Origin of the sequence: Acinetobacter sp. SFD, from assembly GCF_001647575.1 — a bacterium.
Taxonomy (GTDB): Bacteria; Pseudomonadota; Gammaproteobacteria; order Pseudomonadales; family Moraxellaceae; genus Acinetobacter; species Acinetobacter pecorum.
Map to the genome: position 1 here is coordinate 156662 of NZ_LSZJ01000013.1, position 23089 is coordinate 179750.

Consider the following 23089-nt stretch of genomic DNA (forward strand, 5'->3'; position numbering starts at 1 on the left):
AATATAAACAATGAAAATAAATGTACATGTTTTGGGGCGTTATGGGATCAGCAGCTTGTTATTGGCAGGTTGTTGTCATTTTGTTTATGCCGGTCAAACGATTTACCAGTTACGTGACAGTAATGGCAGTACTTTATTGACCAACAAGAAAAGTCGCTATAATCACTTACAGGTAGAAAAGAAGACTTATTATCCAGACAGCAATATTCACAGTTATAGCAACTGGGGCTCTAGTGAAGCTTCCGTGTTGCCGAGCTATAGTAGAAATAAAAATGCCTATGACTCGATTATCCGTCAGGCATCCCAAACTTATGGCGTTTCTGAAGGCTTGATTAAAGCCGTGATGCATACTGAATCTGGTTTCAATGTACATGCGCGTTCACCAGTCGGTGCACAGGGCTTGATGCAACTCATGCCGGCCACTGCCCGTCGTTTTAATGTCAGCAATGCCTATGATCCCCAGCAGAATATTATGGCGGGCGCCAAATATCTGGCCTGGTTATTGAAACGTTTTAATGGCAATACCAGTCTGGCACTGGCTGGTTATAATGCCGGTGAAGGCAATGTCAGCAAATACGGTGGTATTCCGCCCTTTCGTGAAACCCAGGACTATGTGCGCCGTGTGACCAGTCGCTATCAGAATCTGTATACCGAAGGCCTGAGCACCAATAGTATTTCACCTAGCCCTGCGTCGAGTCAGGGGCGTATTATTGCCAGCTCCGACAATTACTCCACGGGCTCCACCACCGCTGCCAATATTCAGGCTGCCAAGTATCAGCGTCAGATCATCGCACAGGCCGATGGTAGTTTCACTGATGCACCCGCAGGCTCTTATGCCACTGCAAATGCAACGGCATCAGCAAAGATCTATTTGAGTGAATAATCTCTAAACAGCTTTGTTTTTAAACACCTATGTTTTAATTCGAACAAAAAATACCCTGTATTTTTTGTAGCCAAATGCTATTTTTTCCTTGAATTCTTCTCGATTTCGCCTCATATTGATTTCAATGATTTACATTTAATAATCAGATTATTTTTCTGTAATAAGAGGATTTCTCAATGATGCGGATTGGTTTGTTCTTGCTAACCAACCTCGCGGTACTGGTTGTAGCTGGCATTATCTTGTCACTCTTCGGTGTCGGTAGTTACCATGGCGCAGGTGGCTTGAATCTAGGCAACCTGTTGGTCATCTGTTTTGTGTTCGGTATGGTCGGCTCAATCATTTCCCTGTTCATGTCTAAATGGATGGCGAAAAAAACCACGGGTACTGAACTGATTGACCCGAATGCTCCTCGTAACCAAGCTGAAGCCTGGTTACTCCATGAAGTTGCACAGCTTTCTCAGCGTGCAGGCATTAAAATGCCGGAAGTGGGTATTTTCCCTTCTTACCAGTCCAATGCCTTTGCCACTGGCTGGAATAAAAACGATGCTCTAGTTGCGGTATCAACCGGCTTGCTTGAGCGTATGAACAAAGACGAACTTCGTGCTGTATTGGCGCATGAAATCGGTCACGTTGCCAATGGCGATATGGTGACTCTTGCCCTGATCCAGGGTGTGGTGAACGCCTTTGTAATGTTCTTCGCACGTGTCGCAGGTGATTTTATTGATCGCAATGTCTTTGGTCGTGAAGATGGTGAAGCTCCGGGTATTGCCTATTTCGTGATTACTATTGTGCTAGATATCGTGTTCGGTATTCTTGCGTCGTCTATTGTGATGTGGTTCTCGCGCCACCGTGAATACCGTGCCGATGAAGCAGGTGCACGTCTGGCTGGTAAACAGGCCATGATTTCAGCATTACTACGCTTACAGGCAGAATCTGAAATGCCAGATGCCATGCCGAAAGAAATGAAAGCATTTGCGATTTCTGCGGGTAAAGAGGAAGGTTTTAGCCTTGCTGCATTGTTCCAGACGCATCCAAGCATCGAACAGCGTGTCGCTGCATTACAACAGCTTGATTGTGCTTAATCTAAAACATGCACAAGTAATACCCATATTAATTCAAAAAAGCCTGCAGTAATTGCAGGCTTTTTTATTGGATTCATTCGCGTATTCTTTAGCTCAATTTAATCAGCTGATCCATTGATACAGCGCCATAATGCCCCATCCGATCGCGAAAACAAACAGGATCAGGAATATGGTGCCCAAAATATCCGGGATATGAATCCAGATCCAGGCCACGACACGATTCCGCCAGAAAGCAGATTGCTGCTGTTTACGTTCCAGACTTTCATGCAGAAATGGATGTACCACATGCCGGTCGCTGCTAATCTGATATTCCTCACGTATATGCAGATGCACGACATCCAGCGCCTTGCGACTCGGCCGGATAAAAATATCAAAGACGGTACCAGCCACAGGAATAAATCCAACCACTGCATCCATTACTGCCAGTTTCATGACCGGATTGAGTTTGGCGCTCGGCACCCCGATCTGTTTGGCCTTATGAATGGCATAACAGGTCAACACAAAACCGGCAATATCTCCAGCAACCGGGATCGTACTTAAAGCCGCATCTGCTCCCACGCCTTGCTTGGTAAACGGAATACGCACCACTGAATCCATCATATTGGCAAACTTGGCCAGATCACGTTCCAGACGTATCACTTCTTGCTGGCTTAGTTTTGTTTTTTGTTGAGGATGAGGCATGTATTTTTCCAGAAATGAAACCAATGTAATTGAGCATAAAGTATTTTTTAATTTAAGGTGTATCCAGTTGTAGATTAAAATAGTAATTTAGATGCAATAAATAAATAGATGATCACACCAGTGGCATCACAGATTGAAGTAACCAGTGGTGCTGAGGCACTGGCCGGATCCAGCTTTAATTTATTGAGTATAAATGGCAAGCTCATGCCGATCAGACAGCCCATCAGTACAATACCAAGCATACTTAAGGCCAGCACCACAGCGACCATCCAGTCACCTCTTATATACCCCAAGATGGATACGGCAATCGCCATGGTGCCTCCCAGACATAAGGCAACCAGAGATTCACGTCCAAGCAGACTAAACCAGTCCTTAAACTGCACATCGCCTGTGGCTAGGGCGCGCACCATCAAGGTAGCGGACTGGGAACCTGCATTTCCGCCACTGCCGACCAGTAGAGGCAGGAAAAATACCAGCACAATATGGGAGGCGATAATCTCTTCAAAATGCGCAATCCCAATTCCAGACAATAGACTCCCGAAAACCAGTATCACCAGCCAGAATACCCGTTTCTGATACAGGCTAAAGATCGGTGCAGTTTTCAGACTGAGTTCGTTCAAAGGTGTGACGGCACCAGATTTCAAAATATCCTCAGTACTTTCAGCCTCCGCAATATCCATGGCATCATCATAGGTAATAATGCCGACCAGCTTCTGTGCAGCATCGACTACCGGTAAGGCAATAAAATCATAATAGGCCAAGGTACGGGCGACCTGTTCCTGGTCTTCATCGACTGTGGCATACACCACATCCGTAGTCATGACTTCGGCAATCGTGGCATCCGGCGCTGCCTGGATAATCTGCCGCAAGGAAATCACACCCAGTAGATGCTGCTGCGCATCTACAATATAGATCAGATATAAAGTGTCATGATTTCCGGCAATATCACGCAGTACTTCGATCGCCTGATGCATATTAAGTTCCGGCGCCAGTGTGATAAAGTCCGAACTCATTAAGGCACCAGCCGTTTCCTCCGGATAGGCATGCAGCTCTCGCAGCACCTGCAGCGACTGAGTAGACAGCTTGCCCAGTAATTGCTGCTGTATTTCATAAGGCATCTGCTTATATAAATCAATAAAATCATCTGAATGCATGGCATCCATCAGACTGGCCAGCTGATCTGGAGGAAACTGGTAAGCCAACTGGATTTGCATGGCCAGTGGCAAGAACTCCAGCACCTCGGCCTGCCGCTCTAGCTGCTGAAATTGCAGATAGCGTTCCGCAGGTCCAAGTTCCGACAAAATTCTGGCCTGATCGGCAATGTTTAACTGCTGTAGAAGTTGGTGAATATTATTGTTCCCAGTAAGCAGAGTTTCATGTAACTGCTGTATTTTTTCTTGATGCTGCATTCCCATACCATTATTTGTTGCAGGTATGAAAGCTACCCGCCCTAGAGTGAGTATTCCTGATTTTCTAGATTGATTTGTATAACTTTATTTGTTGCTTTGACACGAAACAGAGTTCGAATCAAGACAAACATAAATGGAATAAAGAACAGTACCAGAATGGTCGCAAAGATAACCCCTCCAAAAACACTGGCACCAATTTCCTGACGGCTAATCGCACTCACCCCTGTCGCAAAAATTAGAGGAAGTACACCGGCAGCAAAGGCTATAGAGGTCATCAAAATAGGACGTAAGCGCAAACTTGCGCCCTCCAAAGCTGCAGCTAAGGTGGTTTTGCCTGCCTGCTCTGCCTGTGCGGCAAACTCCACAATCAAAATGGCATTTTTACAGGACAGGCCGATGGTCGTCAGTAAAGCAATGTGGAAAAAGATGTCATTGGCGAAACCAAAAGCCCAGCAAAATAAGATACTGCCACCTATCCCTAATGGAATGGCACTGATGACTGCCGCAGGAATTGTCCAACTTTCATATAAGGCCGTTAAGCACAGGAAAATAAATGCGATAGAAATAATGTAAAGGAAAATGGCCTGACCACTGCTGCGCTTTTCTTCCAGTGCGGCTCCGCTCCAGGCCAGGTTCACACCTTCCTGTTCATCGACCAATGTTTCAACATCCTGCATGGTCTGACTGGAGAATTTGTCTTTTGGAATGCCGGCATAGACCGGAACGGCATTATAGCCCATATAGCGGTTAATACTGTTTGGACCACCCTGCCAGTTAAGGCTGCTAAACTGGTTAAAAGACAACATTTCACCTTGGTTATTTCTGACATGCCAATGGGCCAGGTCTTCAGGTTTGGAACGGTATTCAGCTTCACCCTGCATAATGACACGCTTAATCTGCCCACGATCAATAAAGTCATTGATGTAGGTACCACCCCACGCTGCAGCCAAGGTAGTGTTGACATTTTGCTGGGGAATAGCATGCTTCAATACGCGCTCAACATCGAGTTGAATATTTAGCTCAGCACTCTCTTTGGGCTGGTCCAACTGTAAAAATTCAATGGATGCTTGTCCTTGGGCGCGTGACTCAATCTGGCCAAATGCCTCCTGTAAAAACCCGGCCCCTTTATAATCCAAATCTTGTAACCAGAAATCTACGACTCGCCCATTACTCGACATGGACGGTGCCATAAAGAAAATCTGGGCATTGGCATGATTGGCAAAGTGTTTCTGGGCGCGATCTACCATGGCAAAAACCGAATCTTCGGGATTTTTACGTGCTGCCCAGTCCTTCAATACCACAAAGAGCTGCCCACGATAAGGCCCCACACCGACGTTATTTCCGCTATACCAGACGCCGATACTCTTGATGCGTTCCGATTCATGCTGCATTAAATAGTCTTGCACTTCACGTCCTACTTTCTCAATCTCGGAGCGTGGCACATTACCGGGCATTACGATCTGTCCCATCACAAAGCCCATGTCTTCAGTAGGTATTAAACCTTCAGGTAAATTTTTATAAACCCATCCAAACCCCAGGATACAGATACCGAACAATGCCAACATGCCGAATTTAAATCGCATGCTTCCTGCAGACACTTTCTGGTAGCCTGCATTGAGCCGATCCATACCACGATTAAAACTTCGCGCCCAGCGTGCTTGATGAGTTTTGCGTTTAAGCAGTTGTGCTGCAAATGTCGGGGTAATAATCAAGGCAACAAATAATGACAGCAACATGGCCACCACCAAAGTGATGGAAAATTGCCGATAAATCACGCCGGTGATACTGCCAAAGAATGCCATGGGAATGAATACTGCAGTCAACACCAATGTAATGCCGACCAGTGCCCCGCTCATTTCCTGCATCGACTTTAAGGCCGCAGCTTTGGCATCCAGATTTTCTTCATGCATCAGCCGTTCAATATTTTCAACTACAACAATGGCATCATCCACCAATAGGCCAATCGCCAGAATCAGGGCGAATAAGGTAAAGCTGTTCAGGGTCATCCCCAAAACATACAACACGGCAAATGTGGCCAGAACCACAATCGGAATGGTGACAGCAGGAATAATGGTGGCCCGCCAGTTCTGCAGGAAAATAAACATCACGATAATCACCAGAAAAATGGCTTCAACCAGTGTTTTGGCCACCTGTTCAATGGAACCGGTAATAAATGGCGTTTTGTCCATGGTCATACGCAACTGATAGTGTGGCGGCAAATTGGCTTGCGCATTTTTTAATACCGCCTGAATCTGCTCCGAGACAGCAAGGGCATTACTACGAGGGGCCAAAGTAATGGATAAAGCTGAAGATAACTGACCATTGGTATAGTTAATGTGGTTATAACTTTCTGCACCAAGTTCTACTCGCGCAACATCTTTTAAATACAGCAATGAACCGGAATCAGTCGTTTTCACAATGATCTTTTCAAATTCCTGAACACTGCTTAAACGTGAACCACCACTTACCTTGGCATTGAGATATTGACCCTCGAGGGTTGGCAAACCGCCTATCGCACCTGAAGCCAATGGTGCATTCTGGGTTTCTATGGCATTACGGATATCGCTGGGCATCAGGTTGAATTGATTTAACTTGTGGGGATTGAGCCAGATCCGCATGGCATAGCCAGCACCATACAGCTCGATCTCCCCCATACCCTCAATACGTGACAGACGAGGTTCTACATGCACCATCAAATAATCTGAAAGTTCGGTTATGGTACTTTGACCACTTTCATCATATAAACTTAACAGCGCAAACTGATCATAACCTGACTTATAGACATTGACCCCGCCTTGCTGGGTTTCTTCCGGCAAGCGACCCAGTACACCATTGACGGCGTTTTGCACCTGTAACTGGGCTTGATCCAGATCGACCCCTTGTTCAAATTGCAAATCAAGTTGAGCACGTCCTACCGAACTGCTGGAATGAAAGGTTTCCAGGCCTTCAATCCCTTTGACTGCCTGTTCCAGAATCTGGGTAACCGATTGCTCAACAGTTTCTGCCGATGCTCCACGATAGCCTGCATAAACTCCTAGTGCTGGCGCATCCATATTCGGCATATGTTCAACGGGAATTTTTTGCAGGGCAAATATTCCCAGGCTCATCATGAAAATCGCAATAACTGCTGCAAATTTGGGACGATAAATAAAAAAGCGCGACAACATAAACTAGAAATCCCCATCAGATGCATTCTCACGATGCATTCTGTTATCAATAGATGATTTCTATAGCAATTTTTAAACCATGCTGCAAAATTAACCAGTCATCGGATAAATGATTGGCCATAAAAAATCCCCGTCAATACGGGGATTTTTTAGCTTTGCAATCTTTTCTGTATATTAAGCACGCGATTTTTTAATGATCAGTCGACGAATCAGAACATACATAAAGGGAATAAAAATTAGAACCAGCACAGTTCCAAAAATCACCCCGCCCAGTACACTTACCCCAATTTCCTGACGGCTCACCGCGCCAGCACCAGTAGCAAAGACCAAAGGCAAAATCCCAGCGCCAAATGCCAAAGACGTCATCAGAATTGGACGCAAACGCAAAGATGCACCTTCAAGAGCCGCTTCCACTACAGATTTGCCTTGTTGCTGTGCCAGCGAAGCAAATTCTACAATCAGAATGGCATTTTTACAGGACAGGCCAATGGTGGTCAGCAATGCAATCTGGAAATAGATATCATTTGGGAAACCCGCCAGATAACTGAAAATGATATTACCACCAATACCCAATGGAATCGCAGACATGACTGCAGTAGGAATACTCCAGCTTTCGTACAATGCCGCCAGACAAAGAAAAATAAAACCAATTGAAATCAGATAAAGCCAGATGGCCTGATTACTCGACTGTTTCTCCTCAAAGGAAAGACCGCTCCAGACCACATCGACTCCCTCCTGTTCGGCAATCAGTGCTTCCACATCCTGCATAGCCTGACCGGAACTGCTATCTTTGGCCCGGTCTGCTTCCATTTGCAGCGCGGTATAGCCCATAAAACGGTTCACCACTTCAGGGCCACCACTCCAGTCCACTTGCGAGAAGTTGCTAAAAGGTACCATCTGATTCTGGTCATTGCGTACATGCCACTGCGCCAGATCTTCCGGCTTGGAACGGAATTCTGCATCCCCCTGCATAATTACCCGCTTAATCCGGCCACGATCAATAAAGTCATTGATATAACTGCCGCCCCAGGCACTGGATAAAGTACTGTTAATTGCCGATTGGGTCAGACCATTGGCCATGGCCTGTTTTTGGTCGATATTGACGCGCAACTCTGCTTTGTCCGGATTAGAACGTTTGCCCAGGTTTTCAAAACTGGTGTAATTGCCGGTCTGAGCTTCCAGTGCTTTAAACTGCTGTTCCAGATATTGTCGGCCATTGCCATTAATATCACGAATCCAGAAATCCAGACCATCAGTTTGTCCCAGACCATTGACTGAAGGTGGCATGGACACGTTAATTTGTGCATTGCGATTGCCTTGAAAATGCTTCAGGGCCCGTTCACGAATCGCTTGTGCGGTATTGTCCTGACCTGAACGCTCATCCCAATGTTTCAATGCCACAAAACCGGTCGCCAGATTCTGACCAGTTCCAGAGAAATTTCGCCCATAACGGATCATCACCAGATTGACATTGGCTTGTTCCTGATCGAGAAAATATTGGCGGACTTGCTCTCCGATCTGAATGGTATTTTTCAGCGGTGCGCCCTCCTGCAATTTAATCTGCAGACTTAAAATCCCCTGGTCTTCAGCCGGCAAGAAACTGGTCGGCAAGGCCCGGTAGAACAGACCGAATACACAGATCAATCCGGCAAATATCACCAGACACACCGCCTGATGCCGGATCGTCATCTGAGCCAGTTTAAGATAGCGCTGTTTCAGATGATCCAGTTTCCGGTTAAACCATGCAGCCCATTTGGCTGGTTGAGGATTTGGCTTGAGAATGAGGGCACACAGTGCGGGAGTCAGAACAAGCGCCACCATCAGGGACAGAGACATGGCTGCAACCAGGGTAATAGAGAACTGACGGTAAATCACCCCGGTAGAACCGCCAAAGAAAGCCATGGGAATAAATACTGCGGTCAGCACCAAAGTAATCCCGATCAGTGCCCCACTAATTTCCTGCATGGACTCTAAAGCTGCCTCCTGCGCAGACAGATTCTGTTCATGCATCAGACGTTCGACATTTTCTACTACCACAATTGCATCATCGACCAGCAGGCCAATTGCCAATACCAGAGCGAACAATGTGAGCGTATTGATACTCATCCCAAGCGTATAGAGGACTGCCATCGTCCCCAATATCACCACTGGAACCGTCACAGTTGGGATTAAAGTCGCACGCCAGTTCTGCAAGAAAATAAACATCACAATGATCACCAGAATCACTGCTTCAAACAGGGTTTTTACAACCTCTTTAATTGATTCCTGTACGAAAGGTGTATTGTCCCGTGGGTAGGCAATTTTGTAGCCATCAGGCAATTGCTGAGAAATCCGGGCAATTTCAGCTTTAATCAGATTAGAGGTTTCAATAGCATTCGCCCCTGAGGCCAGTGAAATACCCAGACCTGCTGATGGATAACCATTATTGGTACTATAAGACTGATAATTTTCAGCACCCAGTTCCACCCGGGCAATATCTTTTAAATAAATAAAGCTGCCGGCACGATCCGATTTGACAATAATATTCTGGAATTCGTCCACGGTTTTCAGTCGCGAACCCGAAGTGACTTTGGCATTCAGGTATTGCTCCTCCACTGCAGGCAAATCTCCGATTGCACCTGCAGCGACCTGGGTATTCTGGGATTCGATTGCGGCACGCACATCACTTGGCATCAGGTTATATTGTTTTAATTTCCTTGGGTCCAGCCAGATCCGCATCGCATATTGCGACCCGAAGACATCCACCTCACCAATTCCCTCGATCCGGGAAATATCCTGTTCCAGATGGGTCATCAGATAATCAGAAAGTTCAATATTGTTGCTGCGTCCGGATTCATCGTACAGGCTGATCACCATATGCGTATCACCAAGCGACTTAAAGACATTAACACCTTGGCGTTGTACATCTTCTGGCAAGCGGTTCAGAACGCCATTAATCGCATTTTGTACCTGCACCTGTGCGGTATCCGGATCGGTACCATTTTCAAAACTAATGCTGACCCGGCTACGCCCCGAAGAATCACTACTCGAACTAAAATACAGCAAATGATCGATACCTTTAATCTGCTGTTCCAGCACCTGGGTCACGCTTTCTTCTACAGTTTCCGCAGAAGCACCGCTATAGGTTGCTGCCACTGTTATCCGTGGCGGTGCAATATCCGGATAACGTTCCACTGGCAAGTTCATTACCGCGAACATGCCAATTGCCATGACCATAATCGCCAGTACTGCAGCAAAGATCGGGCGGTGGATAAAAAATTTAGACAGCATAAGTCCGAGTCACTTTTAATTAATTGGGGATAGAGGTCGTGCAAAATACAAGCAGTCTATATTTGAATATTCAGTGACATAGCAGCAGATTGCAAGAATTAAACACATAAAACTGCGATAAAAACCAATCATGGAGAAATTATGGATAATCCTGGCTGTACACGTTCCTGAGGTTGCGCATCCCTAAATTAATAGCATTTTTTCAAACAAAAAACCCTGCGTCTGCAGGGTTTTTTGGTGAATCAATTAAGCGGATTAAGCGCTGAACTGGTTCATTGTGTTTTTAGAATCATCACCAGCTTTCAATGCATTGTCACCAGCGAAGATTTCTTTGTGGTCATCACCGATGTCAGAACCGGCCATTGCTTGGTGTTTAACACATGCGATACCGCCGCGGATTTCTTTACGTTGTACGCCAGCAACATAAGCCAACATACCTTCAGTACCGAAGTAACCTTGAGCAAGCTCATGCGTAGAAAGCGCAGCTGTGTGGTAAGTCGGAAGAGTGATCAAGTGATGGAATACACCTGCTTCACGAGAAGCATCTGCCTGGAAGGTACGAACTTTTTCGTCAGCTTCAGCAGCCAATTCAGTTGCATCGTACTCAGCGCTCATTAATTTAGCGCGGTCATATGCAGATACGTCTTTACCTTCAGCAACCCAACGGTCGTAAGCTTGTTGACGGAAGTTTAAAGTCCAGTTGAACGATGGAGAGTTGTTATAAACAAGTTTCGCATTTGGAACAACTTCTTTAACACGGTTAACCATGTGAGCAATTTCAGCTACGTTTGGAGTCGCAGTTTCGATCCAAAGCAGGTCAGCACCGTTTTGAAGGCTAGTTACACAGTCAAGTACAACGCGGTCGATTTGTGTGCCTTCACGGAACTGGTACAAGCCAGAAGCAAGACGTTTAGGACGGTGAAGTTTACCATCACGCTTGATCAGGATTTCGTCTTCTTGCGCTTCTGAAATGTCAATTTCAGTTGTATCTAAGTAGCTGATATATTGAGAAGCGATGTCGCCTGGCTCTTTAACCACTGGGATTTTTTGAGTCAAGTCAGCGCCTTCAGAGTCAGTACGTGCAACAATGATACCATCGTCCAGACCCATTTCCAGGAATGCATAGCGAAGTGCGTGGATTTTCGCGATGAAATCTTCGTGTGGAACAGTTACTTTACCAGCCTGGTGACCACATTGTTTCGCATCAGAAACCTGGTTTTCGATTTGTAGTGCACAAGCACCCGCTTCGATCATTTTCTTGGCAAGCAAGTAAGTTGCTTCTTCGTTACCGAAACCAGCGTCGATGTCCGCAATGATTGGCACAACGTGAGTTTGGAAGTTGTCGATTTGTGAAGTGATTTCAGCTGCTTTAGCAGTATCGCCCGCTTCTTGAGCTTTTTTAAGCGCACGGAAAAGATCATTAAGTTCTTTCGCGTCAGCTTGACGTAAGAATGTGTAGATTTCTTCAATCAATGCTGGAACAGATGTTTTTTCGTGCATAGATTGGTCAGGAAGTGGACCGAACTCTGAACGAAGTGCTGCAACCATCCAGCCAGAAAGGTAGATGTAGCGACGTTCAGTTGTACCGAAGTATTTTTTGTTCGCAATCATTTTTTGTTGCGCGATAAAACCGTGCCAGCAACCTAATGATTGAGTGTATTTGCTAGAGTCGGCATCATAAGCAGCCATATCACGACGCATAATTGCCGCTGTATATTTCGCAATGTCCAAACCAGTTTTGAAACGGTTTTGAAGTTGCATACGCGCAGCATCTTCAGGACTGATGTCTGCCCAAGTGTTACCGAATTTCGCTTTTAATTCGCGGATTGCATCAATCGCTGTTTGGTATGTAGTCATGATATATTCCTGTAATAATATTAGGATTTTTCTGCAACGAACCGCTCAAATCACACCCTCAATGACTTGTTCAGATTTTCGACGATCCGTTGGGATAACTAAAGATTAGTTGGCTTATGAAAATTAATCCAATAGTCTGCAAGAATCTTCAGTATTTATTTAAAAAATGAGTAGATCAAAGTCTTAGTAAAGTTTCAACATAATAAATTAACATACTGTTTTATATAAATTTATTGAAAAATATTAATGAGTAAAATTTAGACATGAAGGTTAAAAATAATTCATTAGACTTAAGTCTGGGACGGGGTCAGATACTATTTTATTTCACAAAAATAAAGATTTCTGATTATTTCTTAGTCTTAAGACATGAATTTATTGGTTTATTTTTCACGAAAATATTCATATATCAAACTCATAATATCTACCTATAAAACTAGTGTATTAAGGGTTGGTCTGTAGAGAGCAAGTTACTAGATCAGCTTTCAGAAATCCCTCCTATTTCCCTTAGCAAACCCCCTTGATAATCCAGCTCAACCTAAACAAATTCCATGGACTATGGTTGTTTTATCATGGCTTTTTTTTCATCGGTGCTTTACACAAAGCCCGTCAGTTATGGCATAATGAGCATAATTTCTTGTATTTATTCTCGGTATTTCTTTTATGAATCTGGAGCGAGTCGATCTCAATCTATTAATTTATCTTGATGTACTTCTTCGCGAAAAAAATGTCACCCGTGCCGCAGAACAATTGGGTGTTACCCAGCCTGCCATGAGTAACATTTTACGCCGATTACGCAATTTATTTAATGATCCTCTCCTGATTCGTTCTTCTGAAGGCATGACCCCAACCGAACGTGCCTTAGAATTGCAGCCCCGCATTCGGGATGCCCTGGCTGACTTGTCCATGATTCTGGAACCGCGTACCGAGTTCCGTCCATATACCTCAAATCGTGTCTTCCGGATCATGACCTCGGATTATGCCGAAGCCACTTTAGTACCGCGCTTAGTCAAAGCCTTGCGTTCAGAAGCTCCAAATGTTGTTCTCGACTTCCTGACGCCAAGTGACGTGTCTTACCGTGATATGGAACAGGGCAAGGTCGATCTGGCAATTAACCGCTTTAATGAGATTCCGCAAAGTTTTCATCAGGTATTGGTCTGGCGTGACAGCTTTTCTTGTCTTTTAAATAACAAGCATCCTGCCGCAAGCAACTTAAACCTTAAAAGTTACCTAGATGCACAGCATATCTGGGTTTCTAAAACCGGTATGGGTGTTGGTTTCGGGGTGAATCCTGAAAAACAGGCCGGTTTAGGCTGGATTGATCAGGCTTTGGAACGTATTGGCCAGAAACGTAAGATTTCGGTATTTACCCGTCATTATCAGATGCCAGGCTTATTAGCATCCAATGTAGATCTGATCGCAACACTGCCTTCACGTATTGCGCGCTTGCAAGCCAAAAATCACAATCTGATTTTAAAAGATCCGCCGTTTTATATTCCGGAATTTGAATTGAAAATGGCGTGGTGCCCATTATTGCATCATCATCCGGCACATCGCTGGTTACGTCAGCTGATTTTATATGTTGCACGGCAAATGATTGAAGAGGAAAATCGTGAATTCCTGAGCAATAATTCTCAATTTTCAAACTATTAACCTTACAATCTTCTAAATTCTTATTTTTGAAGATTATACTTTGAGGACTTGAGCTGTCATTGTTACACCTCAAGTCTTTTTTTATGCTAAAAATATCCTAAGATATTATTTATCCACAGGTGGATTTGTGAGCCTCTTACAAAATATCGTGATTATCTTAATACTCATCGCGGGGGCCGGTTTTTTATCTTTAACTGAAATCGCCCTCGCAGGTGCCCGTAAAGTCAAACTGAAAATTCTGGCTGAATCGGGTGAACATCGCGCTCAAAAAGTTTTAGATCTACAAGAAAATTCTGCGGACTTCTTTGCAGCCTCTCAAATTGGTTTAAATGCAGTCGCCATTCTGGGCGGTATTTTAGGTGAAGGCGCCTTCCGTCCTTATATTTATAATTTTGTTTCCCGCTTTTACCAAGGACCTTGGGCTGAGAATATCAGCTTCGCGCTTTCCTTTACTGTCGTCACTTCATTATTTATTTTATTTGCGGACCTGATGCCGAAACGTCTGGCCATGATTGCGCCAGAAAAGATCGCAGTCTCAGTCATCGAGCCCATCCAGATTTTCATTAAGGTCTGCAAACCTTTGGCATGGTTCATTAACGCGATTGCCAACATGCTGTTCCGTCTGTTTAAAGTGAATACCATCCGTGATGACAATATTACTTTTGATGATATTTCTGCAGTGATGGATGCCGGTGCACAGGCCGGTGTACTCCAGAAGCAGGAACACCATTTCATTGAAAACGTATTCGAGCTGGAAGAACGTAACGTGCCTTCGAGTATGACTACACGTGAAAATGTGGTGTTTTTCACCTTGAATGAACCGGAAGAAAGTATCCGGCAAAAGCTGGCAGAATATCCCTATTCCAAGTTCCTGGTATGTAGCAATGACATTGATAGTGTGATTGGCTATGTGGATGCCAAAGACATACTGGTGCGTATTCTGAATAACCAGTCGCTGCTGCAGCTCAATGAAAATACCATCCGTAATGTCCTGACCATTCCGGATACTTTGACCTTATCGGAAGTTCTAGACCGTTTCCGCTCTACCAAGGAAAAGTTTGCCGTCGTCATTAATGAATATGCGCTGGTCGTTGGAGTGATTACCCTTTCCGATATTATGATTACCGTGATGGGTGACTGGGTGACGCCGATTGAAGCCGATCAGCAAATTATTAAACGTGACAATAATTCCTGGCTGATTGAAGGCAGCACGCCAATTGAAGACATCAAGCATGCGCTTGAAATTGATGAAATGCCTGATGATGAAAACTATGAAACCATCGCTGGCTTCATGATGTATAAATTACGCAAGATTCCACGTCCTGCAGATGCAGTGATATTTGGTGCTTATAAGTTTGAAGTGGTGGATGTCGATCACTTTAAAATTGACCAGTTACTGGTGACCCGCTTAATCGAAACCAATTCAGTTATTCAAGAAGAATCAGATTAGTCTGGTTCTTCTTTCTAATAAATAGAAAAAATTATTCTAATAAAAAAATCATAAGGTGAGTAATGAATATTTCTGCATTTTTGGCATGTCTGTTTTTTTATTCCGCTCTGTATTTATTTTATTTCTTTTTTGCCAAACAGCAGAATCCCCTGCTCTTACTGGCAGCCATCATTATGCTAGTTTTAACCGTTTTCATTATTCCCTATCCGCATGAACGTCGCCGACAAGGTTTCGACTCGACCTTGAGGTTTGGAGAGTATTTTTATTGGCCCTTGATCACCTGGTGGCGTTTATTTATTTTGCCCATCAGTTGGCTGATTGCACTGATGTATCGCGATTAAAAAAGCACCCGAAGGTGCTTTTTAAAACTATTTATAATTTAGACTTTCGCTAATAAAGCCTCTAGAACAGCTTGATAGTGAATCTGGATATCATCTTCTAAAATTTTATAAGCATTATCGAATTGCACCATAGGCCAGCCTTCTTTCCAGAACGGAAAAATATTGTGCAGGTCATGGGTGACAATGGCATCTTCACGCACAATTGCTTGTGCAATTTGTGACAATACCTGTGCAGTTTCAGCACCATCAATCGCCATATAATCGATACCGTGCGCTTTTAAAATACGGATCCGGTCTTTTTTATAACGGATTTTTTTGATCTGGGCCGAATTTAAACCCAAAGCCAACGATACCGCTTCGACAAATTTGTCTTCAAATGACTGATTCAATGCTACCAAGGCTGCTTTATGTGCTTCCTGACGACCAGCTTTGCCACCCTGACGAATTGCTGCTTGCGCCTCAGTATTTAGCTCATCCTTTTTCATACTTTGCAGGATGTCTAAAATTTCGATGTCGCTTAACGCCTGAGGAGATTGATCAGTCATAAACTGTCCTTAAAAAAATAAATCTTGAATGGGCTATTTTCGCATAATTCGACGCTAAAAAATCAAAATCTTCATGATTAAAACAGCGCTACGTTCTGAAACTGCATTTCTTCTGCGATTTTGCGCCAAATCGACTATAGTGCTTCATCTAAATATTAAATTAATCTTAGGATGATGCCCACTAGACAAGTGACGCTGTTGTTACAGCAACTTAAACGACAGTATCCGGCTGCATTTAAAGGCAATTACCTGTTCTATAGCCAGATCAAAATTCGAGGAATCTGGGATAAAGCCAAGTCTATTATTCCATGGACTTTGGCCGCCATGATTTTTATTCCCATAAGTTTGATGTCACGAGATCTGCTACAGCATACTTTTATGCAAATCAGCGAATTTCAGGCACAGAGTTATGCCATTTTAGGTATTCTGTTTTTCCTGATGTTGAGTCTTACCTTGATTTTGCAACAAATTCAGCATTCTTCTTATTCATTATACCAGTCATTGCGTCACACTCCGATCAAAATGGCTATTGTAATTCTTTTGCTAGCTTTAAATTTACTGTTTATGAAAAGCAGTTTGCTGATGTGGACTCTCTTCTTCTTTGGTGTGAGCTTTGGCTTTGTACGTTTTTATCGGGAGAATTTATTCCGAACAAATAGCCAGAATGCTGAACATTACCAGCTGCAACAATTACGTAAAATCTGCTTCTGGGCTTATAAACAGACCTGTCTGATCCGACTAAAATTACGTTTTTATTCAAGCCATGATCCTCGGCATGCCGAACTAAAACAGCAATTAAATCACTATGCCGGGTTATATACGCGACTGCTGAAATATGAGCATCAATATTGCAAAACCATCAAGTATCTGGACATCGATAGTTATCTGAAAGATAACTCATAGTAATATCAATCACTCTTAATTCTCTCTATTAAATATCTACAACTCTTCATTAAGAGAACAGGTAGATAGACCTAGTTTGCAGATAAGAAGTGATGGAATTGCTTGAAAAGAAAGCGATCATTTAGAAATTTGCTTGCCAAGCTTTATTTCGTCCTCTATTATTGCGCACATGCCCGAGTGGTGAAATCGGTAGACACAGGGGATTTAAAATCCCCCGCCCACAAAGCGTGCCAGTTCGAGTCTGGCCTCGGGCACCATTTTAATTTTTATTAAAATGGTGCAATAAAAAATCCAGCATTGTGCTGGTTTTTTTGTGCCTGAATTTTATTTTTTAGCGCGAAATCCCCCATGTCAGAATTAAAACACTTCGATCTCGCCACATTACAATTACGTCATCCAGATGCTTTTTTTCTAAAGTTGCATTATAGCCGCTTTAAATTTAATGCCCTGCAAAATATCCAGTTCGTTATCGCGATTAATTTACTGTCCCTTCTGGTCTGTGTAGCCTGTAGTATCAGCTCGGTATTTCTGGAATATTATTTTTTCAAAAATGCCACGGTTGCCTTTAATGTCACCTTAATTATGCTGATGGCCCTACTGTATCCTTATATCTGTTATGCGCAATATCAAGCACAGTACAGCTCCAAAGCCTATAGTCAGCGTTTGCAAAATTGTCTCTATCTGCAAATTCCAATTTTTCTATGTTTGCTGCTTAATCTTTATCTGGTTCATTCGGATGTGCTGGTCATTATCAGCATGATCTTTTTAGCGATTTCCTCCTTTGGGGTGGTCATCCTGGAACCTTTATTTAAAAATTCCTGTAGCGCAATTGATCAGATCAAATTGCAGAAACTCCGGCAACTGGCTTTTTGGGCTTATCAACAATCCAGATCAAAAACACCACAACAGGTTCAAGGTCAGTCAGATCTGCAAGCTTATTACCAGAATCTGTATCAGCAATGCATGAATGAAGAGCAACTATTATTAGGCTCGATTCGCTTTAATAGCTTTAAAGAGTATTTCAACAGACAATAAAAAACCCTGCAGCTGCAGGGTTTTCTTAAATCACCATTCTCGATTGGTAATCAGTTCTTCCATTTCAATCTCGAACAGGCCGTGTTCTTGAACCACCATCATCATGGCTTCGGCAATATAATCTGCAGCGCTATCATCCAGAGATGAATCCAGATCTTCAAACTGAGGTTTCATGACATTAATATCAGCCACAGTCAGATTGGCAAGCTGATAAATTTCTTGATCTGACAAACCTGATTTAGCGACTTTTTGGGCAAAACGTTCGATATGCTGTTTGATTTCAGCAACCAGAATATCGGGATAATATTCATCATCGAACATGGGGAGAAGTAAATCTGCAAACATTACAGGCACTCTAAAGGATGACTATCTAATCTAAGCGTGCCTATATAGCATATTGTTGCTTAAAAGCCAAACAACATTGTCAATGTAGGGATTTCCCGGCCTCGCTTTCTAAGCCATTTGCATGGCTTGCCAGACTTTAATCGCATCGACTGTAGCCTTAACATCATGTGCTCGTACCATGCAGGCACCTTGCTGAATACTCAGTAAATGTGCTGTTGCAGAGCCTACTGCCCGCTCTTGCGGTGCTGCACCATCTAGCACTGTCCCGATAAAGCGTTTACGAGATAAAGCAGACAGAATCGGATAGCCCATTTCTGTCAGTTTATAAAATTCGTTCAGCAACTGTAAATTTTGCTGGGCATTTTTAGCGAAACCAAAACCTGGATCAATCATGATATTTTCCGCTTTTACTCCCACATCCAAGGCATCCTGAACGCGTTGGGATAACTCGCGAATCACATCAGCAGTGACGTCCTCATATTGATCCAGATTGTTCATCGTGGTCGGTTCACCACGCATATGCATGATGATTACTGGAATATTCAGCTCTGCTGCGGTCTGCAATGCATTCGGCCGAGTCAAAGCACGGACATCATTCCAGATATGCGCTCCGGCCCGAACCGCTGCACGAATCACTTCAGGTTGCGACGTATCAATCGAGAGAATGACATTATGTTTGGATAAAGCTTCAACCACAGGCACCACGCGGCGAATTTCTTCCTCCACTTCTACTGCTGCTGCACCTGGACGGGTCGATTCACCGCCAATATCAATCACGGTTGCGCCTTCAGCGATCATTTCCAGTGCGCGGGCAACTGCATCTTCTTTTTGATTATGCCGACCACCATCACTAAAAGAGTCTGGGGTGACATTGAGAATCCCCATTACATGCGGCTGGGATAAGTCCAATTTTAAATCACCAAATGTCCATACATGTGGTAACAAAGGCATCAGCTGCATGATTCAATACTCACTTAAAATAACCTCAATATTGTCTTATGGATAATTAAATAAAGCAAAACTGAATAAGAATAATCGCTAGATTTCGAAGTAATTATTTTTAGAATATTGCATTATTTTAGTTTGTAATCATCCTATCACCTGCAGCCATTCACTGGCTAATATGCTGTAGATATTTGCTATCTTAAATAGTTGAATAATCTCATTCTCATAGTTTATTTTGATGTTATATCGTTTATAGCAAAATCATTTATTAACCCGTGGCTCAAATGGCTGCAATAAAAAACCACCCGAAGGTGGTTTTTTATTAAGCTTAATTGGCTGGCAATGGTGGAGGTGTCAACGGGCCATCATTTGGTGTTACATCAATCACAGGATTTTCTGCAACATAAACTTTTGGCGGTTGAGGTTCACGACCTTCCATAATGTCACGGATTTGATCCCGATCAATGGTTTCCCATTCCATTAAAGCTTTCACCATCGCATGGGCAACATCTTTTTTACTTTCCAAGATATTGCGTGCGACTTTATATTGTTCATCCAGAATTCGACGAATTTCACGATCAACTTCTAGTTGTGTGGTTTCCGAAATACTGCGGCTACCAATACTGCCCATAAATGATTGCTGTGCATCTTCTTCATAGACCATGACTCCTAATTTGTCAGACATACCGTATTTGGTCACCATCGCACGTGCCATTTTGGTTGCACGTTCAAAGTCATTGGAAGCGCCTGTTGACATCTGGTTAATAAAGACTTCTTCAGCAATACGACCACCAAACAAAATAGAAATTTCATTCAGCATTTTATCTTTGTAATGGCTGGTTTGGTCAAATTCAGGCAGCTGCCAGGTAACACCTAAAGCCCAACCACGTGGCATGATCGTTACTTTATGCACAGGATCTGTACCTGGTAAACTTTCAGCAACAATTGCATGGCCTGCTTCATGATAAGCCGTCGCTCGACGCTCTTCCTCACGAAGGACCATCGACTTACGTTCAGGACCCATATACAACTTGTCTTTTGCATCTTCAAAGTCATGCATATCGACAGTGTTTTTGTTACGGCGTGCAGCAAACAAAGCAGCTTCGTTCACCAGATTGGCCAATTGGGCGCCGGAGAAGCCTGGTGTACCACGTGCAAGCACTTTAACATCTACCCCTGTCACTGAAGGCAATTTTTTCAAATGTACATTCAGAATTTGCTCACGACCCTTGATATCTGGCAAGCCAACAACAACCTGACGGTCAAAACGGCCTGGACGAAGTAAAGCTTTATCCAGTACATCTGCACGGTTGGTTGCAGCAATGACGATAATACCTTCATTACCTTCGAAACCGTCCATTTCTACCAGCATCTGGTTGAGGGTCTGTTCACGTTCATCGTGACCACCACCAGTACCTGAACCACGATGACGACCGACTGCATCAATCTCATCAATAAAGATGATACATGGTGCATGGCGTTTTGCCTGTTCGAACATGTCACGCACACGTGATGCACCGACACCGACAAACATTTCAACGAAGTCGGAACCTGAAATACTAAAGAATGGAACTTTAGCTTCACCTGCAATGGCTTTAGCAAGTAGAGTCTTACCTGTACCTGGAGGCCCCACCATTAACACACCGCGTGGAATACTTGCACCCAGACGTTTAAATTTGGTTGGATCTTTGAGGAAATCTACGATTTCAACCACTTCCTGCTTGGCTTCATCACAACCAGCTACATCGGTAAAAGTGACTTTAATCTGGTCTTCAGACAGCATTTTGGCTTTAGATTTACCAAAACTCATTGGGCCGTTTTTACCACCTGCACCGCCACCCATGTTGCGCATAAAGAACATGAATAACAAAATGATTAAAAGTACAGGGAAACTTGCAATAAGCAACTGCATGAGCAAGCCTTGACGCTGTGGTGCTTCACCTTCGACCACAACATTATTTTTAATGAGGCTTGGCATCAGCTCAGGATCCTGAACTGCCGGACGAATACTTTCAAACTCTGAACCGTTTGTTTTTTCGCCACGGATTCTTTCGCCGTCAATCACAACTTGTTTAATTTGGCCAGCATTGACCGCGGCAACAAACTCTGAGTAGTTCATTGTAGTCGGTTGATTGCGGTCACTGACGTTGCTGAAGATTAACACCAGCACACCCAGTATCACGAGCCACAATACGGCATTCTTAAAAAGATCGCTCAAAGCTTTATTCCCATTCCAATCTAATTTGATCATGCCCTGTTCAGGGTGACCTTAATACTTAAGCTGTAAATCAACTTACAATTATATGAAAACTTACAAAATGCACAATTTTTAACGACTTGGCAAGTAGACTTATTTTAAAGCCTTCTTACGTCCCTGCCCAATCAGGAAAACTTCCTTGGAGCGAGCACGTGATGCCAAAGGTTTAGATGTTTTAAGAACATCAAAACTATCAACCACTTGCTTACGAAATTCGTCAAAACCTGAGCCTTGGAAAACTTTTACCACAAATTGACCTTTGGGGCCTAACACCTTATTGGCAAAATCCAGTGCAAGTTCACACAAGTAAATCTGACGCGGTTGATCTACAGCCTTATTACCTGATGTATTGGGGGCCATATCTGAAATTACAACGTCTACAGTACGACCATCTAAAATTTCTAACAGTTTCTGGAAGACTTCTTCCTCCCGAAAGTCGCCCTGCAAGAACGTTACATCCGGTAATGCATCCATTGGTAAAATATCAGATGCAATCAATAAACCCTTGTCACCGACTAGCTTACCGGCGATTTGCGACCAACTGCCGGGTGCGGCACCCAAGTCGACCACAGTCATACCCGGTTTGATGATTTTGTACTTTTCTTGCATCTCTAAGAGCTTATATGCTGCACGCGCACGATAGCCTTCCTTCTGTGCTTTTTTCACATAAGGATCGTCTAAATGCTCTCTCATCCAATCACGACTACTTTTAGATAACTTTTGGTTGGTAATGCGTGTAGCCATAACTCTCTAAATAAAAAAACGTCTAATTATTAATTGTACGTGAAAAAGACATATTTTGCAGTATACATGTGTATCTAAATCTAGGAGTTTTGCTCCTTATCAGGAGATATGCGCAGTGATTATTTCCTGATAATTTAAAGCGTTTGTTTTTTGATTTTGCTATACTAAGCCGTTTTAAAATTCAGGTTATCTCTCATGGCGTCTTTATCTATTCAGGAACGTAAGCGTTTACGTCAAATCGGACATGCTTTAAACCCGGTGGTTATGCTGGGTGACAAAGGCCTGACTGAAAATGTTATCGAAGAATTGGCACGTGCTTTAAACGACCACGAACTGATTAAAGTAAAAATCGTGGCCGAAGATCGCGAAGCACGTTCAGCACTGATTACTGAAATTGCAGAAGCAACTGGCGCTGAGGTGGTTCAAACTATTGGTAAGATTGCACTGCTTTACAAAAAAGCTGCAAAACAAAACCAAAAATTGTCCAACCTTGTCCGTTTCGCTCATCTTTCAAACTAAGTACAG

Annotated in this window: 18 protein-coding genes and 1 tRNA gene; 9 read left to right on the plus strand and 10 right to left on the minus strand. The window is 43.5% G+C overall.

Annotated elements, in window-relative coordinates; translation table 11 throughout:
* Positions 1-10: 10 nt before the first annotated feature.
* Both AY605_RS10275 and htpX read left to right on the plus strand, forming a co-directional pair.
* A complete protein-coding gene (locus AY605_RS10275) occupies positions 11-883 on the plus strand; it encodes a lytic transglycosylase domain-containing protein (protein ID WP_064096312.1) in 873 nt (290 codons plus the stop codon).
* 176 nt (positions 884-1059) lie between these two features.
* Positions 1060-1965 carry a protease HtpX gene (htpX, locus tag AY605_RS10280; protein ID WP_064096313.1) on the plus strand — a complete coding sequence of 302 codons (906 nt, stop codon included), beginning with the start codon at positions 1060-1062 and terminating at the stop codon, positions 1963-1965.
* A gap of 102 nt (positions 1966-2067) precedes the next feature.
* Here the strand turns inward: htpX and AY605_RS10285 are convergent, their stop codons facing one another.
* The 5 genes from AY605_RS10285 to AY605_RS10305 all read right to left on the minus strand — a co-directional run bounded on the left by AY605_RS10285 (position 2068) and on the right by AY605_RS10305 (position 12349).
* Positions 2068-2646 carry a DUF4112 domain-containing protein gene (locus tag AY605_RS10285; protein ID WP_064096314.1) on the minus strand — a complete coding sequence of 193 codons (579 nt, stop codon included), beginning with the start codon at positions 2644-2646 and terminating at the stop codon, positions 2068-2070.
* A 74-nt stretch (positions 2647-2720) separates the two neighbouring features.
* Positions 2721-4055: a magnesium transporter gene (gene mgtE / locus AY605_RS10290; RefSeq protein ID WP_064096315.1), complete on the minus strand. Its 1335-nt coding sequence runs from the start codon at positions 4053-4055 to the stop codon at positions 2721-2723.
* 41 nt (positions 4056-4096) lie between these two features.
* Positions 4097-7222, minus strand: a complete 3126-nt coding sequence (locus tag AY605_RS10295) for an efflux RND transporter permease subunit (protein ID WP_064096316.1) — start codon at positions 7220-7222, stop codon at positions 4097-4099.
* Between the two features lie 174 nt (positions 7223-7396).
* Positions 7397-10492: a multidrug efflux RND transporter permease subunit gene (locus tag AY605_RS10300; RefSeq protein WP_064096317.1), complete on the minus strand. Its 3096-nt coding sequence runs from the start codon at positions 10490-10492 to the stop codon at positions 7397-7399.
* A 255-nt stretch (positions 10493-10747) separates the two neighbouring features.
* The gene (locus AY605_RS10305) at positions 10748-12349 is read right to left on the minus strand and encodes an isocitrate lyase (protein ID WP_064096318.1); all 1602 of its coding nucleotides are present in this window, start codon (positions 12347-12349) and stop codon (positions 10748-10750) included.
* A gap of 660 nt (positions 12350-13009) precedes the next feature.
* Here AY605_RS10305 and AY605_RS10310 point away from each other — a divergent pair.
* The 3 genes from AY605_RS10310 to AY605_RS10320 all read left to right on the plus strand — a co-directional run bounded on the left by AY605_RS10310 (position 13010) and on the right by AY605_RS10320 (position 15790).
* Entirely contained in the window at positions 13010-13999 is a 990-nt protein-coding gene (locus tag AY605_RS10310; protein ID WP_064096319.1) for a LysR family transcriptional regulator, read from the plus strand.
* A gap of 127 nt (positions 14000-14126) precedes the next feature.
* Positions 14127-15449, plus strand: a complete 1323-nt coding sequence (locus AY605_RS10315; RefSeq protein WP_064096320.1) for a hemolysin family protein — start codon at positions 14127-14129, stop codon at positions 15447-15449.
* Between the two features lie 62 nt (positions 15450-15511).
* Complete coding sequence (locus tag AY605_RS10320) at positions 15512-15790, plus strand: hypothetical protein (protein WP_064096321.1); 279 nt, start codon at positions 15512-15514, stop codon at positions 15788-15790.
* Between the two features lie 38 nt (positions 15791-15828).
* On the opposite strand, the gene AY605_RS10325 is transcribed toward AY605_RS10320, so the two are convergent.
* Positions 15829-16335, minus strand: a complete 507-nt coding sequence (locus AY605_RS10325; RefSeq protein WP_064096322.1) for a hypothetical protein — start codon at positions 16333-16335, stop codon at positions 15829-15831.
* Between the two features lie 174 nt (positions 16336-16509).
* Between AY605_RS10325 and AY605_RS10330 the strand changes: the two genes are divergently transcribed.
* From AY605_RS10330 to AY605_RS10340, 3 genes are all read left to right on the plus strand, one after another.
* Positions 16510-17238, plus strand: a complete 729-nt coding sequence (locus AY605_RS10330; RefSeq protein WP_064096323.1) for a hypothetical protein — start codon at positions 16510-16512, stop codon at positions 17236-17238.
* A 171-nt stretch (positions 17239-17409) separates the two neighbouring features.
* Positions 17410-17495: transfer RNA gene (locus tag AY605_RS10335), tRNA-Leu, on the plus strand.
* Positions 17496-17586: 91 nt separating this feature from the next.
* Positions 17587-18273 carry a hypothetical protein gene (locus tag AY605_RS10340; protein WP_064096324.1) on the plus strand — a complete coding sequence of 229 codons (687 nt, stop codon included), beginning with the start codon at positions 17587-17589 and terminating at the stop codon, positions 18271-18273.
* A 30-nt stretch (positions 18274-18303) separates the two neighbouring features.
* On the opposite strand, the gene AY605_RS10345 is transcribed toward AY605_RS10340, so the two are convergent.
* From AY605_RS10345 to rlmE, 4 genes are all read right to left on the minus strand, one after another.
* On the minus strand, positions 18304-18618 hold the full coding sequence (locus AY605_RS10345) for a DUF5713 family protein (protein ID WP_064096325.1): 315 nt from the start codon (positions 18616-18618) through the stop codon (positions 18304-18306).
* A gap of 108 nt (positions 18619-18726) precedes the next feature.
* A complete protein-coding gene (gene folP / locus AY605_RS10350; protein WP_064096326.1) occupies positions 18727-19578 on the minus strand; it encodes a dihydropteroate synthase in 852 nt (283 codons plus the stop codon).
* A 313-nt stretch (positions 19579-19891) separates the two neighbouring features.
* On the minus strand, positions 19892-21781 hold the full coding sequence (gene ftsH / locus AY605_RS10355; RefSeq protein WP_064096474.1) for an ATP-dependent zinc metalloprotease FtsH: 1890 nt from the start codon (positions 21779-21781) through the stop codon (positions 19892-19894).
* Between the two features lie 132 nt (positions 21782-21913).
* Positions 21914-22564, minus strand: coding sequence for a 23S rRNA (uridine(2552)-2'-O)-methyltransferase RlmE (gene rlmE, locus AY605_RS10360; RefSeq protein WP_064096327.1), 651 nt, complete (start codon positions 22562-22564; stop codon positions 21914-21916).
* Positions 22565-22759: 195 nt separating this feature from the next.
* Here rlmE and yhbY point away from each other — a divergent pair, with 195 nt between their 5' ends.
* Complete coding sequence (gene yhbY, locus AY605_RS10365) at positions 22760-23083, plus strand: ribosome assembly RNA-binding protein YhbY (protein ID WP_064096328.1); 324 nt, start codon at positions 22760-22762, stop codon at positions 23081-23083.
* Positions 23084-23089: the final 6 nt, after the last annotated feature.

Coding starts and splice junctions, on each gene's coding strand:
- AY605_RS10295 (WP_064096316.1), bottom strand. CDS start 7,222: ATGTTGTCGCGCTTTTTTATTTATCGTCCCAAATTTGCAGCAGTTATT.
- mgtE (WP_064096315.1), bottom strand. CDS start 4,055: ATGCAGCATCAAGAAAAAATACAGCAGTTACATGAAACTCTGCTTACT.
- AY605_RS10340 (WP_064096324.1), top strand. CDS start 17,587: ATGTCAGAATTAAAACACTTCGATCTCGCCACATTACAATTACGTCAT.
- yhbY (WP_064096328.1), top strand. CDS start 22,760: ATGGCGTCTTTATCTATTCAGGAACGTAAGCGTTTACGTCAAATCGGA.
- AY605_RS10345 (WP_064096325.1), bottom strand. CDS start 18,618: ATGTTTGCAGATTTACTTCTCCCCATGTTCGATGATGAATATTATCCC.
- rlmE (WP_064096327.1), bottom strand. CDS start 22,564: ATGGCTACACGCATTACCAACCAAAAGTTATCTAAAAGTAGTCGTGAT.
- AY605_RS10285 (WP_064096314.1), bottom strand. CDS start 2,646: ATGCCTCATCCTCAACAAAAAACAAAACTAAGCCAGCAAGAAGTGATA.
- AY605_RS10330 (WP_064096323.1), top strand. CDS start 16,510: ATGCCCACTAGACAAGTGACGCTGTTGTTACAGCAACTTAAACGACAG.
- AY605_RS10310 (WP_064096319.1), top strand. CDS start 13,010: ATGAATCTGGAGCGAGTCGATCTCAATCTATTAATTTATCTTGATGTA.
- AY605_RS10275 (WP_064096312.1), top strand. CDS start 11: ATGAAAATAAATGTACATGTTTTGGGGCGTTATGGGATCAGCAGCTTG.
- htpX (WP_064096313.1), top strand. CDS start 1,060: ATGATGCGGATTGGTTTGTTCTTGCTAACCAACCTCGCGGTACTGGTT.
- AY605_RS10320 (WP_064096321.1), top strand. CDS start 15,512: ATGAATATTTCTGCATTTTTGGCATGTCTGTTTTTTTATTCCGCTCTG.
- folP (WP_064096326.1), bottom strand. CDS start 19,578: ATGCAGCTGATGCCTTTGTTACCACATGTATGGACATTTGGTGATTTA.
- AY605_RS10305 (WP_064096318.1), bottom strand. CDS start 12,349: ATGACTACATACCAAACAGCGATTGATGCAATCCGCGAATTAAAAGCG.
- AY605_RS10325 (WP_064096322.1), bottom strand. CDS start 16,335: ATGACTGATCAATCTCCTCAGGCGTTAAGCGACATCGAAATTTTAGAC.
- AY605_RS10300 (WP_064096317.1), bottom strand. CDS start 10,492: ATGCTGTCTAAATTTTTTATCCACCGCCCGATCTTTGCTGCAGTACTG.